Genomic DNA, 15,590 nt, shown 5'->3' with positions numbered 1-15,590 from the left:
TGCATCCCGCCGCCAAGGGTCTATATCTCTTTCGACAGCTTATGCTCTGTTTGAGCATATCAGAGCGCCTCGCAAGAGCCTGCAGGCGCGCTTTTTTGGGCCAGAGAAATGCTCACTTTGAGCATAAGGAGGACGCCATGGCCGCCGACGGATTTGCCCCCCTCGCCTTCACCCCGCAGGTGGAAGCCGAAACCCAGGCGCTTTGGGAGCGGGTGAAGAAGCACGTCACGCCCATGGAGTGGCGCCTCCAGGCCCCCTTGATCTCGGAGATCAACCGAATCAAGCGGGAGAAGAACGCGGTCATCCTGGCCCACAACTACATGACCCCTGAGATTTTCCATGGGGTTGGCGACTATGTGGGCGACAGCCTGGGCCTCGCCAAGGAGGCGGCCCGCTCCGACGCGGCCATCATCATCCAGGCCGGCGTGCACTTCATGGCCGAGACCTCCAAGATCCTGTCGCCGGACAAGCGCGTCCTGATCCCCGACCTGCGCGCCGGCTGCAGCCTGGCCTCCTCGATCACCGGCGACGACGTGCGGCTGATCAAGGCTCGTTATCCCGGCATTCCGGTGGTCACCTATGTGAACACCACCGCCGATGTGAAGGCCGAGACCGACGTCTGCTGCACCAGCGCCAACGCCGTGCAGGTGGTCGAACATGTGGCCAAGGAATGGGGCGTTGATCGCGTCATCCTGATCCCTGACGAGTTCCTGGCGCGCAATGTGGCTCGCCAGACCGACATCAAGATCATCGCCTGGCAGGGCCGTTGCGAGGTGCACGAGCGCTTCGAGGCCAAGGACATCCTCGAGATGAAGGCCGCCTATCCGGGCGCCCAGGTCCTGGCCCACCCCGAATGCCCCGCCGAGGTGCTGGAGGTCTCCGACTTCGCTGGCTCGACCGCGGCGATGAACGACTATGTGCTGAGCAAGAAGCCCAAGCAGGTGATCCTCGTCACCGAATGCTCCATGGCCGACAATGTGGCGGTGGACGCGGTGGACACCGAGTTCCTGCGGCCCTGCAACCTCTGCCCGCACATGAAGCGGATCAGCCTGGAGAACATCTACGAGGCCCTGATCAAGGAGCAGTACGAGGTGTTCGTCGATCCGGTGATCGCCGACCGCGCCCGCCTGGCGGTGCAGCGGATGATCGACCTGCCGCCCCCGGCGGTTCCGGCCCGCTATGACCTGGTCAAGGCCCGCCATCATGTGGATGTGGAGCTGATCTGATGGCCCATCGCACCCAGCACGACGGCGTCCTGGTCGTCGGTGCGGGTCTGGCAGGGCTGTCGGCCGCCCTGGCCGCCGCGCCGCGCAAGGTCATGGTCCTGACCGGCGCCCCCCTGAACAAGGGCTGTTCGTCGGCCTGGGCGCAGGGCGGCATGGCCGCGGCCCTGTCCGATGAGGACGACGCGGCCCTGCATGCGGCCGACACCGTGGCCGCCGGCGCTGGCCTGGTGGATCCCGAGCGCGCCGCCCTGCTGGCCCGGGAGGGCGCGGCGGCGGTGCGACATCTGGCCGAGCTCGGCGCGCCCTTCGACCGGGACGCCGCCGGCGGCTTTTCGCTCAGCCTCGAGGCGGCCCACAGCCGCGCCCGGGTGGCGCGGGTCAAGGGCGACCAGGCCGGTCGGGCCATCATGGCCGCAGTCACCGCCGCGGCCCTGGCGCAGCGCCATATCGAGGTGCGCTCGGGCCTGCGCCTGCGCGGCCTGCTGCAGGACGCCGAGGGCCAGGTCCGCGGCGTGATCGTCGAACAGGGCGGCCAGCTGCACGAGATCACCGCCCCGGCCGTGATCCTGGCCACCGGCGGCATCGGCGGCCTCTATGCCGTCACCACCACCCCGCCGGAGCTGCGGGGCGAAGGCCTGGGCCTGGCCGCCCGGGCCGGGGCCCTGATCGCCGATCCGGAATTCGTGCAGTTCCACCCCACGGCGATCGATATCGGCCGCGACCCCGCGCCCCTGGCCACAGAGGCCCTGCGGGGCGAAGGCGCCCTGCTGATCAACGCCTCGGGCGAGGCCTTCATGGCCAACTATCATCCGGCCGCCGAACTGGCGCCCCGGGATGTGGTGGCCCGGGCCATCCACGCCGAGCGCGCCGCCGGCCGCGGCGCCTATCTGGACGCCCGCGCCGCCGTGGGCGAGCATTTCCCAGAGGCCTTCCCCGCCGTGTTCGCCGCCTGCCTGTCAGGCGGAGTCGATCCGCGGGTTCAGCCGATCCCCGTGGCCCCGGCCTGCCACTACCACATGGGCGGGATCGTCACCGACGCCGACGGCGCCACCACCCTGGCTGGCCTCTATGCGGCGGGCGAGTGCGCCTCCACCGGCGTGCACGGCGCCAACCGCCTGGCGTCCAACTCCCTGCTGGAGGCCGCCGTCTTCGGGACCCGCGCCGGCGCCGCCGCTCGGGAGGCCGCCGAGGTCCGCACCCGCATCCAGCCGGGCGTCGCCGCGCCGGTTCTGCCCGACGCCGCCCTGTCGGGCCTGCGCATGGCCATGAGCGCCGAGGCCGGCGTGGTGCGTGACGCCCCGGGCCTGACCCGGCTGATCGACCTGATCGGGGAGCTGGAAGGCGCCTATGGCCTCTGCGCCGACCTCACCGCCGCGCGTCTGACCGCCTGCTGCGCCCTGAACCGCCGGGAGAGCCTGGGCGCTCATTTCCGCCTCGACGCCCCTGAGGCGCCGGCGGAGCCCAAGCGCACCTTCCTGACCCTGGGGGCGACCTCGGGCGCGCCCGCCTGCATGGCCGCAGAATGACCGCGCCCCTTCCCGATCTGCTGATCGAGCCCGTGGTGCGCGCCGCCCTGGCCGAGGACCTGGGCCGGGCCGGCGATGTCACCGCCATGGCCTGTATCGAGGCCGACGCCCAGCTTTCGGTGGCCTTCGCCGCCCGCAAGCCTGGCGTGGCCGCAGGCGTCGCCTGCGCACGCCTTGCCCTGGCGGCCCTGGACCCAGAGGCGCGGTTCGAGACCCTGGTGGCCGACGGCCAACCGCTCGCGGCCGGCACCGTGCTGGCCCGCGCCCAGGGGAACGCCCGCGCCATCCTGTCGGCCGAGCGCACGGGGCTGAACCTGCTGGGCCGGCTGTGCGGCGTCGCCACCCTGACCCGGGCCTATGTGGACGCGGTGGAGGGCACGGGCGTACGCATTGTCGACACCCGCAAGACCACGCCTGGCCTGCGCCATCTGGAAAAGTACGCCGTGCGCTGCGGCGGCGGGGTCAATCACCGGTTCGGCCTGGATGACGCCATCCTGATCAAGGATAACCACATCGCCGCCTGCGGCGGGGTGGCCGAGGCCGTCCGTCGAGCGCGGGCCTTCGCTGGCCATCTGATGAAGGTGGAGGTGGAGGTCGACGGGCTGGACCAGCTGGAGGACGCCCTGCGGCACGGCCCGGACGTGGTGATGCTGGACAATTTCAGCCCGGCCGACCTGCGGACCGCGGTCGCCGCCGCCAAGGGGCGAGTGACCCTGGAGGCCTCCGGCGGGGTCAATCTGGACACCGTCCGGGCCATCGCCGACACCGGCGTGGATGTCATCAGCGTCGGCGCCCTGACCCACTCCGCCGCGGCTCTGGACATCGGCCTCGACGCCGTCTGATAACAACCCGCCGCCCGGAGCGCGGCGGGAATCAGGCATGTCGGGCGAACTGGCGATCCACCATCTGGGCGGCGGACTGGGACTAGGTCCCAACCCCTTCGGCCGCGACGTGGCCAACCTCGCCCTCTATCGCGCGCTTGCCCGCTATGGCGGCTTTGATCGTCTGCATATGCTGACGGCCCTGGAAACCTCCGCCGCCGATATCGCCGCCACCCTTCAGGGCGCCGATCCCCTGACCACCCGGATCGAGACCGCCTCCCTGCTGGAGCTCGGTCGGGCGCGCCAGGCGGGCACGCTGTTTCGGGGCAAGGCCGACTTGGCCGAGATGGCCTGGGCCAGACGCGGCGCCGGCCTGGACAACAGCTACAGCCTGGTCGGGCTCATCCATACCATCGCCCCGCCGACCACGCGGGAAGAGATCGCCCAGGCGAGTCTTGCGCCGACCCATCCCTGGGATGCGATCATCTGCACCTCGCCGGCGGTGCATGACTCCATCAGCGCGATGTTCGAGGGCTGGACGGACTATCTCGGCGAGCGGTTCGGGGGGGCCAGGCGGCCGATGCCGCAACTGCCCATCCTGCCGCTGGGGGTTGAGCTGGACGAGATCGCCGCCCAGGCCGATCGCCCCGACGTGCGCCAGGCGACGCGGGCCCGGCTGGGCCTGGCGGACGACGACGTGCTGGCGCTCTGGGTCGGGCGGCTGTCCTTCTACGAGAAGGCCTCGCCTCAGCCCATGTTCCGGGCGGTGGAGGAGGCCGGCCAGATCGTCGGGCGGCCGCTGCATTTCGCCCTGGCCGGCTGGTTTCCGCAGGAAAGCCACCGGGGCTATTTCGAGGAGGCGGGGCGGGCCTATGCGCCGACTTCGACCCTGCACTGGATCGACGGCAATGATCCCGTCCTGCTGAGCGAGATGTGGGCCGCGGCCGACATCTTCCTGTCCCTGGTGGACAACATCCAGGAGACCTTCGGCCTGGCGCCGGTGGAGGCCATGGCCGCGGGGCTGCCGGTGGTGGCCAGCGACTGGGACGGCTATCGGTTCACGATCCGACATGGGCAGGAGGGGTTCCTGGCTCCGACGATGGTCCCCTCACCCGGCCCGCCCAGCATAGCGCTCCTGCAACGGCACCTGCAGCGCATCGACACCTATCAGGCCTATGCCGGACAACTGGCCCAGCATACGGCGGTGGATGTCGGGGCGGCCGCCCGGGGCCTGGCCGAGCTGGCCGCGTCCCCGGAGCTGCGTCAGCGGATGGGCGCAGCCGGCCGGGCGCGAGTGCGCGAGACCTTCGACTGGAAGCAGGTAGTGACCGGCTATCGCGACCTGTTCGACAGCCTCGCCGAACACCGCCGCCAGGCGCCGGCCGCCACGGCCGGACCGCGGCTGAACCCGGTCCACGGCGACCCGTTCAGGGATCACGGGAGCTTCGCCACCGTTCATCTGACCGCCGACACCGAGATCGCCCTGCGACCGGGGGTCGATCCCGCCACCGATCCGGCCCTGACCTCGGGCATCATGCTCGACACCTATGGGGAGGCGTGGCGGTTGAGCGCACCTGACCTCCGGCCCCTGGTGGACGGACTCCAGGGGGCCGGCTGGCGGCGGGTAGGGGACATGCTGGCCGCCATCCCGCCGCCCGCCCGGGCCCGCACCACCTATGGCCTCGTCTGGCTGTGCAAGATGGGCGTGCTCGACTGGCGGTGAGGCGTCAGCCGATGCGGGCCTTGAGCCGGCGAGCCGCCTCCAGGGCGCCGGCGCGGCGATCGGCCAGGGCGGCGTCCATCATCTTCTGCACCTGATCGCGGATGTGCGGCGGCGCCAGCTCCGGCCGGCCGCCTTCGAAGGGCGGCTCCGGCGCATATTCCAGGCCCAGCTGCACCCGGCGGGCGGCGTCCTCGCCGAAAATCTCGGCGGCGGCCACCAGGGCGAAGTCGAGGCCGGCGGTCACCCCGCCGCCGGTGATTACGTTTCCATCCCGGCAGACCCGGCCCTCATCCACCTCCACATCGAACAGGGGCAGGAGGTCGCGCCAGGCCCAGTGGCAGGCGGCGCGCCGTCCCTTCAGCAGCCCCGCCGCCGCCAGGATCAGGGAGCCTGTGCAGACCGAGGTGACATAGCGGGCGCTGGCGCCAAGCCGGCGGACGGCCTCCATATAGGCCTCATCCAGCATGGCCGCGGTGGTCCCGAAACCGCCGGGCACGCAGAGGACGTCGCAGGACTCGATCTGGGTCAGATCCTCCAGGCGGGCGAAGACCAGGCCGTCGCCTTCGATGTCGGCGCCGCCCACCGAGGCGACGATGGTCTGGGCGCCCGGCAGGCGGTTGAACACCTGATGCGGCGCGGTGAAGTCCAGCTGGGTTACTCCGGGATAGAGCGGGAAGACGATACGGCAGGTCTGGGTCATGGACAGGCTCCGGGGTTGACAGGGGCAGCATCGACCGTTCCTGTCCTGGCTGAAATGACATTTTTCCCACGGAATCTGCCATGACGCCCCGGCGCATCGACGTCCTGATCTTCCCGGACTTTCAGTTGCTGGACGCCGCCGGCCCCGTCGCCGCCTTCGAGATCGCCGGCCGCCTGGCGCCCGGCGTCTATGATCTGCGGGTCGTCGCGGCGGCGCCTGGCGAGGTGAGAAGCTCGTCCGGCGTGAGCCTGATGGCCAAGGCCCTTGATGAGTCTCCCATCGACACCCTGCTGGTGTCCGGCGGGGACGGGACGCGGCCTGAGCGGCTGGACCCCGCCGTGATCACCGCCGTCGCGGCCGCCGCCGGTCGGGCGCGGCGGATCGTCAGCGTCTGCTCCGGCGCCTTCATCCTGGCGGAGGCGGGGCTGCTGGAGGGGCGCCGCGCCACGACTCACTGGAGCCGCACTGCCGACTTCCGCCGCCGGTTTCCCAGGACGCGGCTGGAGCCCGACCGGATCTATGTGCGGGACGATCCGGTCTGGACCTCGGCGGGGATCACCGCGGGGATCGACCTCTCCCTGGCCCTGATCGCCGAGGATCTGGGCGAGGCGGTCGCCCGGGCGACCGCGCAGCAGCTGGTGGCGCCGCGGCAGCGGGCCGGCGGGCAGTCCCAGTTCTCAGGCCTGGTGGAGATGGGCGGGGCGAGCGGCCGGTTCGCCGACCTGCTGGGCTGGGCCCGTCAGCGACTGGCCGCCCGGCTGAGCGTCGAGGATCTGGCGGAGGCCTGCGCCATGAGCCCGCGCAACTTCGCCCGGGCCTTCGTACGCGAGGTGGGCATGACGCCGGCCAAGGCGGTGGAGCACCTGCGGGTCGAGGCCGCCCGCGCCGAACTTGAACAGGGCGCCGGCGTAGACCAGGCCGCCCAGAACTCGGGCTTCGGCGATCCTGAACGGCTCCGACGGGCCATGCTGCGGACCTATGGCCAGACACCGCAGGCGCTCAGGCGCAACGCCCGGGCGAGCGCCTGAGCGCCTTGGCTCAGGTCGCCTTGCGTTCGCCGGTCGCCGACTTGGCCTCGGCGGACTTCTCGTCCTGCGGCGGCGCCTTGGCCGAAGACGCCGCAGGCCGGACGGCCGGTTTGGCGGCGCCCGTCTTGACGATCTCGCCCTCGGGACGCTCGGGGGTCTTCGGCGCTGAGGCCGGCTCCTGCCCGGGCTCGGCGGGTCCGCCCATGGCGAGACTGGCTGACGGCACGGGAACCAGGGTGGCCGAGGTCAGGCGGATGTCGTTGTCGCCCTCGATCCGGTCACGGGGGTCAGACGACTCGCCGACCCGGGCATAGACCGGGGCCTGGGTCTGTTCCGGCGTGACCTCATGGGCGCTGGCCAGCATGCGGCTGGGCGCCGGATCGCGGCCGAAGCGATAGAAGACATGCACGCCCACCTGGGTGACCCGGGTGAGGCGTGGGCCCCAGGCGGGCGCCACGGCGGTGGTGTGGAAGTGGGTCGCGCGGCCGACCTCGGCCATCACTTCGCCAGACAGGGCCTTGTGGGCGACCCGCTCGGCGCGACGCCAGGCGGCCGGCTCGACCCGGGCGCGCATGGCGCCATTGCAGGCGAAGCTGAACTGGCAGACTCGGCTGTTGGCGCCCTGGAAGACGACGCCGCAGACCGTCTTGGGGAAGGCCGGATGCCGCACGCGGTTGAGCACCACCTGAGCCACGGCCGCCTGGCCAGACGGCGTCTCGCCGCGGGCCTCGTAATAGACGGCCTGGGTCAGGCACTCCATGTCGCGGGAGGCCTCCAGCGCCCCGCCGAGGCGGAACGGCGCGGCCGGAATGGGCGTGGGATTGAGGCTGGCCCGCAGAAGCGGCGGCTGCCCGGACGACCCTGCCCCGCGCTCCAGGCGAGCGACCAGGATCGCGCTCTGACGGTCACGCTCGGCGGCGCCGGCCACGGTGAAGGGGTCGTGGCGGCGCGCGATGCGCAACACGCCAGGGTCCATCCGCGCCGCAGCATCCTGCAGCGCCTGTTCGGAATATCCATCGGCCGCGCCCGCCGCCAGACGGGCGGCCCTTGCGTGATCCGAAGCTGCGCCGGCCATGCCGCCGGCCATATAGGCGCCACCCAGCGCCAGTCCGACCGTGGAGCCGAGAACGGCGGCAGCGGTCAGGGCACGCCAATCGGCGCGCACCCATTTATCATTTTGCAAAACGTCCTGTCCTGTGCGGCGAGGGCGCATCGCCCCCCGACATCATCGCTCAGAGAAGTCCCGCCTCACTGCGGGTGAAATCTCGAAAACGAAGCCCGTCCGCACTGCTTCAATGGACGGGTCTTACGACAAAGTGGCCCGCCTTATGACGGGTCCATGAAGGATTCGCAAGGCGATATTGCGCCGCACCGTAGCTCCACCTTGAGACCACCGACGGCGACTCTGGGAACCTTGGCCGTTGCCGGCCGTTTGCAGCGAACAACTCTCGGAGATTCTAACATGGCTAAGGTCCTTGGCGTCTGTGCGATTTCGGCGGCGCTTCTACTGGCCGCCTGTGGCCACAATGTGGAGCAAAGGGCGGCGACCGGCGCCGTGGCCGGGGCCGTGGTCGGCGGTCCCGTGGGTGCGGCCGCAGGCGCGGCCGTGGGCACGGTGGTGAGCAAGGGCGTCGATAAATAGGCTGTCCCAGGCGCGGCTAGTCCGTCTGGATCATGCCGCGCCCCTGAGCTGGGCCTATCCCCCCTCGATCACCGGGGGAGATGGGACCATGCGCCACCTGATTCTGGCTCTCGGCGTCCTGGCGATGGTCTATGCCGTCGTTCACAGCGCCGGAGGGCTGTTCTGATCGCATCGCACCCTGCTGACACCATGATGTCAGCAGGGCCGCTGGCGCCCGGCCCTCGGCGCGCCTACCTTCTGTCCCATGCCGCGTTCCAAGACTGCCCCTCCCCCGTCGCCGCAGGGCGTCGCCGACATGTCGGCGTCCTTCGACTATGACGAATCGACCATGCCGATGCTGTGGAAGCCCCACCGCCCGGCCCGGCCGCCCAAGTCGGAGGGGGGCAAGCGCTTCAAGCTCGTGTCGGACTATCAGCCGGCCGGCGACCAGCCGCAGGCGATCAAGGAACTGGTGGCCGGCCTGGAAGGCCGCGAGCACGACCAGGTGCTGCTCGGCGTCACCGGCTCGGGCAAGACCTATACGATGGCCCAGGTCATCGCCGAGACCCAGCGCCCGGCCCTGATCCTGGCGCCCAACAAGACGCTCGCCGCCCAGCTCTATTCCGAGTTCAAGGCGTTCTTCCCGGAGAATGCGGTCGAGTTCTTCGTCTCCTACTACGACTACTACCAGCCGGAGGCCTACGTCCCGCGGACGGACACCTACATCGAGAAGGACTCCTCGATTAACGAGCAGATCGACCGGATGCGGCATTCGGCGACCCGGGCGATCCTGGAGCGGGACGACGTCATCGTCGTGGCCTCGGTCTCCTGCATCTATGGCATCGGGTCGGTGGAGACCTATACGGCCATGACCTTCACCCTAGCCCCGGGTGAGCGGATCGATGAGAAGCAGCTGATGGCTGACCTCGTGGCCCTGCAGTACAAGCGCAACGATCAGGCCTTCGAGCGCGGGACCTTCCGCCGCCGAGGCGACACCATCGAGATCTTCCCCGCCCACTACGAGGATCGCGCCTGGCGGGTCAGCCTGTTCGGCGACGAGGTGGAGACCATCGTCGAGTTCGACCCCCTCACCGGCAAGAAGACCGCCGACCTGGAGGGGATCAAGATCTACGCCAACAGCCACCATGTGACGCCGCGCCCGACGCTCAACCAGGCGGTCCTGCAGATCAAGGCCGAGCTCAAGGAGCGGCTGGAGTGGATGGTGGCCAATGGCAAGCTGCTGGAAGCCCAGCGGCTGGAGCAGCGCACCACCTTTGACATCGAGATGATCCAGGCCACCGGCTCCTGCGCCGGGATCGAGAATTACAGCCGCTATCTGTCGGGCCGCCGGCCGGGGGAGCCGCCGCCGACCTTCTTCGAATACATCCCCGAGAACGCCCTGCTGTTCGTCGATGAGAGCCACCAGGCCGTGCCGCAGATCGGCGGCATGTATCGCGGGGACTACCGGCGCAAGTTCACCCTGGCGGAATACGGCTTCCGCCTGCCCTCCTGCCTGGATAACCGACCGCTGAAGTTCGAGGAGTGGGACGCCATGCGCCCGGACACGGTGCATGTGTCGGCCACGCCCGGCTCCTGGGAGATGGAGCGGACCGGTGGCGTCTTCGTCGAGCAGGTGATCCGCCCCACTGGCCTGATCGATCCGCCGGTGGAGGTCCGCCCGGTCTCCAAGGACGGCTTCTCCCAGGTGGACGACGTCATCGACGAGGTCCGCCAGACCATCGCCCAGGGCTATCGCGGCCTGATCACGGTGCTCACCAAGAAGATGGCCGAGGACCTGACGGAGTACATGCACGAGCAGGGCCTGAAGGTCCGCTACATGCACTCCGACATCGACACCATCGAGCGCATCGAGATCATCCGTGACCTGCGCTTAGGCGTCTTCGACGTGCTGGTGGGCATCAACCTGCTGCGCGAGGGCCTGGACATCCCCGAGGTCGGGCTGGTGGCCATCCTGGACGCCGACAAGGAAGGCTTCCTGCGCTCAGAGACCTCCCTGATCCAGACCATCGGCCGGGCGGCGCGGAACATCGACGGCCGGGTGATCCTCTATGCCGACCGCATCACCGGCTCCATGGAACGCGCCATGGCCGAGACCCAGCGCCGGCGCGAGCGGCAGGAAGAATACAACACCGCCCACGGCATCACGCCCGAGAGCGTGAAGAGCCAGATCAAGGAAATCCTCGCCAGCGCCTATGAGAAGGACCGCCCCCTGGTCCGCACCGAGCTGGCCGAGGAGGCCAAGCCCTTCATGGGCGACAACTTCAAGGCCACCCTGCGCGACCTGGAAGGCAGGATGCGCCAGGCCGCCGCCGACCTGGAATTCGAGACCGCCGCCCGCCTGCGCGACGAGATCAAGCGCCTGAAGCTCATGGACCTGGAATTCGCCAACGAGGCCCTCACCAGCGAAGGCGAAACCGTCGACCGCTCAGCGGTCAAGCGGGTGAAGGCTGAGGCGAGAGCCGAAGCCCAGGAGCGGTTCCGGAAGGGGCGATAGATCACCGAACGTTGCAATCCCAATTGAATTCGCGCCTCAATCGCGTGACACCCACACGGCGGTGTAGGATTCGTTCGAGCTTTCCCAAATGGCTGCAGCTGATTTCAGATCGGTTCTCGAAAACCTTGCAGGTCTTCGCACTGACGACGGATGGACCTTGACTGAGCTGGTAAAGAAGGAGTCGTTCCAGACTGGTGGCGCCTTTTCCCTTGGATACCATGCATTACATGATAGTGGCGCCCTTGGATTTGCAAAGGTACTAGACTTCAGCCGTGCCGCTGAGCAACGCGACACAATACGCGCCCTTCAGGTAATGACTGAGTCATACAATTTTGAGCGAGATATCCTAGCGCTCTGTCGGAAAACTCGGCTCAGCAAGATCGTTGTCGCGATATCAGATGGCGAAATATACCTGGATGGAGCTCCATTTGATAAGGTGTTCTATCTAATATTTGAGCTGGCAAATGGCGATGTTAGAAAGAAAGCTGTAGAGTCCAACGCATTTGATCTAACATGGACGATGAGAGCTACGCACCACATAGCTACTGGCGTAATGCAACTTCATTCCAAAGAAATATACCATCAAGACCTTAAGCCTTCTAATATTTTGGTGTTCGGCGATGGAGATATATCTAAGCTCGCCGACCTCGGGCGCGCCCACTGCTCTAGCATCGGCGCTCCGCACGATCACCTTATAGCCCCTGGCGCAAGAAGTTACGCGCCTCCCGAACAGCTTTATGGATTCTCCCTGCCCGACAATATACATTCCAGATCTTCTTCAGACTTGTACTTGATGGGAAGCATTATCTATTTCTTCTTTATGGGCACTATGTTGACCCCATCGATCGCCAGCGGACTTTCTGATGCCCATAAGCCCCGCTTCTTAAGTGTCAATGACGGTGGCTGGACTGGCACATATGACGACGTGCTGCCATATCTGTTGTTTTCATATGAAGAAGTCGCTCGCCATTTTGAGGCACGAGCTTCACAGGCTTTCTCGGAGGCTAAGATACCTGACGTCGGCGCTAAACTCATAAATTTATTCAGATATCTTACTAATCCAGACCCCAGACTAAGAGGGCATCCGAATGAAAGGCGACTGAAATACAGCAATCCTTACGATATGCGTATGTTTGTCTCAACTTTTGCTAGCATCGCCCATGCCTGTGAGTTGCGACTGGAGCGTACTGATGCAGCGTGATGCGGCAGCAAAAGACAGAAAAATGATCCCTCGGTGGCGAAAGCTATACGAAACGCCGACAAATGAACTTTGCAGCTCAAAAAGCACCAGGGACAAGCCGCCACTCGTCGACCATGACGAAATCGTTCAGTCTTGGAAAGAAAACCCCAACCCTTGGACTGCGGCAGATCTAATTTCCATTACCGCTATGGGGGTCAGGAATCGCGACACCGACGACGCTGCGGATTTCTTGAACCGACTATCCGCCGATTTACAGCCAGGAATTCAATTAATACTAAGGCGTTATTCTGCTTCAAACTTTGCTGATACTCGCGACTACGTTGACACGCCGAGCGTAGAGTCCCACAGATCGAGCGTTAGGCGTTCCAAGCGGCAGATATTTATAAATCCTAGGAGTGCTATATCTTATGTAGAGGCCGCTCGGTCATATACATCGCTAGGTCAGACAGCAAAGGCGCGTGAAATGCTGGCGCGCGCCCACCTGCTCGCTCCCAACAACCGCTACGTAATACGCTCTGCGACGAGATTTTTCGTTCATGAAGGTGAGTTTGATAGTGCTTGGAACATTGTCAAGGGTACGGATCGAACTGATCCGTGGCTGGTGGCATCCCGTGTTGCAGTCGCAGATCTTATTGGTGCGGACGTTCCATCGTGGCGTTTTTTAAGCAACCTTTTGGAAGGGACGGCTCCTTCGCAGTCTACAGAGCTGTCGGCAGCGATTGGCACCCTTGAACTTAGCGCCGGAAATTTCAAAAGGGCGAAAAAGTTGTTCTCCCAAAGCGCAGAGGAACCGACCGAGAATTCAGTTGCCCAGTTGAGATGGGCTAATGAAACTGGGGGTACACCTTTCGATAGTCGACTTCTCGATGTTAGCCGCTCGTTCGAGGCAAGAACTGCACAGTTTTCACGGGAGGCTAGATGGGAAGAAGCCGCCCTTAGCGCTTCATCATGGCTATCCGATGAACCCTTTTCGAGTAGAGCCGCGGTAAGCGCGTGTTACATAAACGCTGAGTTTCGCGAAGACTACCGCAAGAGCGTTGATTTAGCCACGATTGGCCTGACAGCCGCCCCGAACGACGTCATATTACTAAATAATCGCGCCTATGCATACGCGGCTCTAGGCGATACCTTGGCGGCAATGTCTGATCTAGAAGCAGCACGAAACCAAAAAGACAGCTCGACAGAAGAACCCTGCCTGCTAGCCACCGAAGGTTTTATACTATATCGATCAGGCTCATTTGATGAGGCGGACAAATTCTACAAGAAATCAATAGATATAGCAATTGAAAATAAAGAACACCAAACGGCTCAGCGGGCCTACATACATTGGATTCACGAACAGGGAAGAATCGGCAGGCACCTAGACCCCTTAACCGCGCGCGAACTCGCCGAGCAGATACTAAATAGTAAGTCAACAACAGTTGATGTTAAAGAGTCATTCCGGAAGTATGTACTGCCCCATATCGCTACCGCTGAGCTAAAGGTATTTGCCAAAGAGGCGAGAGAGCTGGCTCAGAGGCTCTTGGCGGCCACTCGGTGATTGCGGCCACCCAGTCGCAGCAGTCGTCACCATCCCGGCCCCGCGCCCCCCAACCGTGGCCGAAAAGCCCCACATGACCGTCCAGTGACGGTGGGGGCGGAACCTACGGCTTCGCCATTCGTAGATGTGTCAGATCAGGGGCTGGTCTTGGCGAGGTTTCATTCGGACCTGCCGCAGCTCCGCCAACATCAGGATGGGTGATTATGACACCGTCTTTCAGCGTAGCGGGCGCCGATGGCAAGGTCGTCGCCCTGGACCGAACGAAACCTGAAACCGCCGTGGCCGAGCGCGTGCGCCGGCTGCAATCGGAGGCCCGCGGTCTGGTGGGCGAGCATGTGCGCGCCCTCGAGGCGGCGCTGGGCGAGGTGGAGCGGCTGAGCGCCGAGATCGCCGGCGGCGGCGAACTCTATCCCCCCGGCATTCGGGAGATCGCCCGGCGGCTGACCGAGGACGCTGAGGTCAAGGCCCAGGCCCTCGAAGCCATCATGGCCCGCAACTGAGCCGGCGCGGGCAGAGCCGATCAGTCCTCGTGCGGCGCCTTGCGCCGCAGGGGGGCGATCGCCGCCCCGCCCTGCGGCCCCACGGGGCTGAACGCCGGATTGGTCTCAATGTCCCGGCGGCGCTGATCCCTATCGGCCCCCGGCTCCCGCGGCGGTTCGGGCGTCTTGTCTTTCGGCTCGCCGGTCACGTCACCAGGTCCCGGTAGTCGGGGCTGCGGCGCAGCCAAGCCGCGGCATAGCCGCAGATGGGGGTGATCTTCAGGCCCCTGTCCTTGGCGTCCTGGGCCAGGGCCTTCATCAGCCGGCCGGCCGCGCCGGTGCCGCGCAGGGCCACGGGGCTCTCCACATGATCGATATAGAGGCGCTCGCCCTGGAGCCGGTAGTCGGCCCAGGAGGTCTGGCCCTGTTCGTCCATTTCATAGCGGGACGCGGCGCTGTTGTTTCTAAGTTCGCTCATCATGCCCTTCGCAGCGGACGGATTGCGGGTTTTGATCCCGGCCAAGGCTGGGACATGATGGCCGCGTCCGCGGCGTCAGGCCAGGGCTTAGGATGAAGGAGCGCGACGATGCGCAGGCTTTCCATGACCGCCGCCCTCGGGCTCTGCCTGCTCGCCGTGAGCGCCTGTAACCGCAATGAGGCCGGCGACGGCGCCGAGGCGCCAGCGACAGCGGCCGACGGGGTCCAGACGCCCCTGCCCGGCCAGCCGGACACGCCCGCCGCCCCCACCCGCCGGGCGGGCCTGTGGGAGCAGCGGCTGTCCACCGAGGGCATCGTGCAGGTGACCCGCATCTGTATCGACGACACTCTGGACCAGCGTCTGAGCTGGTGGGGCCAGCAGGCCACCGATGAAACCTGCGAGAAGAACCTGGTCACCCGCCGCACGGACGGGAGCTGGCAGTTCTCCTCGGTGTGCGACATGGGGACCGGCGGCAAGACCACCACCTCGGGCGTGGCCAGCGGCGACTTCGCCACCCGCTATGTGATCACCGGCGAAAGCTCGACCAAGGGCGCCGAGGCGCCGCAGATGAACGGGACCCGCGCCGTCAATATCGAGGCCGTGTGGCAGGGCGCCTGCCCCGAGGGCTTCCGCCCAGGCGACATGGAGCTGCCCGGGGGCATGCGGGTGAACCTGCTGGATATGGCCGGGGCGGCTGAGGCCAACTAGGCCCAGATCACTCCAGGCCCGACG

Annotated in this window: 14 protein-coding genes; 11 read left to right on the top strand and 3 right to left on the bottom strand. The window is 66.4% G+C overall.

From position 1 onward, the window contains the following. Positions 1-137 precede the first annotated feature (137 nt). Genes nadA through Q8N19_RS14360 form a run of 4 tightly spaced genes read left to right on the top strand, consistent with a single transcriptional unit; the run spans position 138 to position 5,296 of the window. Positions 138-1,226, top strand: a complete 1,089-nt coding sequence (gene nadA / locus Q8N19_RS14375) for a quinolinate synthase NadA (RefSeq protein ID WP_305591808.1) — start codon at positions 138-140, stop codon at positions 1,224-1,226. Further along, a complete protein-coding gene (locus Q8N19_RS14370; RefSeq protein WP_371133867.1) occupies positions 1,223-2,752 on the top strand; it encodes an L-aspartate oxidase in 1,530 nt (509 codons plus the stop codon). The genes nadA and Q8N19_RS14370 overlap by 4 nt, the downstream gene beginning before the upstream one ends. Continuing rightward, positions 2,749-3,594, top strand: a complete 846-nt coding sequence (nadC, locus tag Q8N19_RS14365; protein WP_305591804.1) for a carboxylating nicotinate-nucleotide diphosphorylase — start codon at positions 2,749-2,751, stop codon at positions 3,592-3,594. The genes Q8N19_RS14370 and nadC overlap by 4 nt, the downstream gene beginning before the upstream one ends. 37 nt (positions 3,595-3,631) lie before the next feature. Further along, positions 3,632-5,296 (top strand): glycosyltransferase family 4 protein, encoded by a 1,665-nt coding sequence (locus Q8N19_RS14360; RefSeq protein ID WP_305591802.1) that lies wholly within the window; start codon positions 3,632-3,634, stop codon positions 5,294-5,296. A 4-nt stretch (positions 5,297-5,300) separates the two neighbouring features. Here Q8N19_RS14360 and Q8N19_RS14355 read toward each other — a convergent pair whose 3' ends face one another. Next, a complete protein-coding gene (locus Q8N19_RS14355) occupies positions 5,301-5,996 on the bottom strand; it encodes a DJ-1/PfpI family protein (protein ID WP_305591800.1) in 696 nt (231 codons plus the stop codon). Between the two features lie 80 nt (positions 5,997-6,076). Here Q8N19_RS14355 and Q8N19_RS14350 point away from each other — a divergent pair, with 80 nt between their 5' ends. Continuing rightward, positions 6,077-7,024 (top strand): GlxA family transcriptional regulator, encoded by a 948-nt coding sequence (locus Q8N19_RS14350; RefSeq protein WP_305591798.1) that lies wholly within the window; start codon positions 6,077-6,079, stop codon positions 7,022-7,024. Between the two features lie 10 nt (positions 7,025-7,034). On the opposite strand, the gene Q8N19_RS14345 is transcribed toward Q8N19_RS14350, so the two are convergent. After that, positions 7,035-8,189 (bottom strand): cell wall hydrolase, encoded by a 1,155-nt coding sequence (locus tag Q8N19_RS14345; protein ID WP_305591796.1) that lies wholly within the window; start codon positions 8,187-8,189, stop codon positions 7,035-7,037. Between the two features lie 297 nt (positions 8,190-8,486). Between Q8N19_RS14345 and Q8N19_RS14340 the strand changes: the two genes are divergently transcribed. The 5 genes from Q8N19_RS14340 (at position 8,487) to Q8N19_RS14320 (ending at position 14,401) form a co-directional block, all read left to right on the top strand. Then, positions 8,487-8,666 carry a hypothetical protein gene (locus Q8N19_RS14340; protein WP_305591794.1) on the top strand — a complete coding sequence of 60 codons (180 nt, stop codon included), beginning with the start codon at positions 8,487-8,489 and terminating at the stop codon, positions 8,664-8,666. 244 nt (positions 8,667-8,910) lie between these two features. Next, the gene (gene uvrB, locus Q8N19_RS14335) at positions 8,911-11,160 is read left to right on the top strand and encodes an excinuclease ABC subunit UvrB (protein ID WP_371133864.1); all 2,250 of its coding nucleotides are present in this window, start codon (positions 8,911-8,913) and stop codon (positions 11,158-11,160) included. Between the two features lie 157 nt (positions 11,161-11,317). Further along, entirely contained in the window at positions 11,318-12,361 is a 1,044-nt protein-coding gene (locus Q8N19_RS14330; protein ID WP_305591790.1) for a protein kinase, read from the top strand. Next, a complete protein-coding gene (locus Q8N19_RS14325; RefSeq protein ID WP_305591788.1) occupies positions 12,351-13,901 on the top strand; it encodes a hypothetical protein in 1,551 nt (516 codons plus the stop codon). The genes Q8N19_RS14330 and Q8N19_RS14325 overlap by 11 nt, the downstream gene beginning before the upstream one ends. A 203-nt stretch (positions 13,902-14,104) precedes the next feature. After that, the gene (locus Q8N19_RS14320; RefSeq protein WP_305591786.1) at positions 14,105-14,401 is read left to right on the top strand and encodes a hypothetical protein; all 297 of its coding nucleotides are present in this window, start codon (positions 14,105-14,107) and stop codon (positions 14,399-14,401) included. Positions 14,402-14,585: 184 nt separating this feature from the next. Here the strand turns inward: Q8N19_RS14320 and Q8N19_RS14315 are convergent, their stop codons facing one another. Further along, complete coding sequence (locus tag Q8N19_RS14315; RefSeq protein WP_305591784.1) at positions 14,586-14,858, bottom strand: GNAT family N-acetyltransferase; 273 nt, start codon at positions 14,856-14,858, stop codon at positions 14,586-14,588. Positions 14,859-14,966: 108 nt separating this feature from the next. On the opposite strand from Q8N19_RS14315, the gene Q8N19_RS14310 reads away from it, so the two are divergent. Then, entirely contained in the window at positions 14,967-15,566 is a 600-nt protein-coding gene (locus Q8N19_RS14310) for a DUF3617 family protein (protein WP_305591782.1), read from the top strand. Positions 15,567-15,590 lie beyond the last annotated feature (24 nt).

The organism is Phenylobacterium sp., from assembly GCF_030693405.1.
In the GTDB taxonomy this organism is placed as follows: Bacteria; Pseudomonadota; Alphaproteobacteria; order Caulobacterales; family Caulobacteraceae; genus Phenylobacterium.
This window is presented reverse-complemented; position numbering and strand designations above follow the sequence as displayed.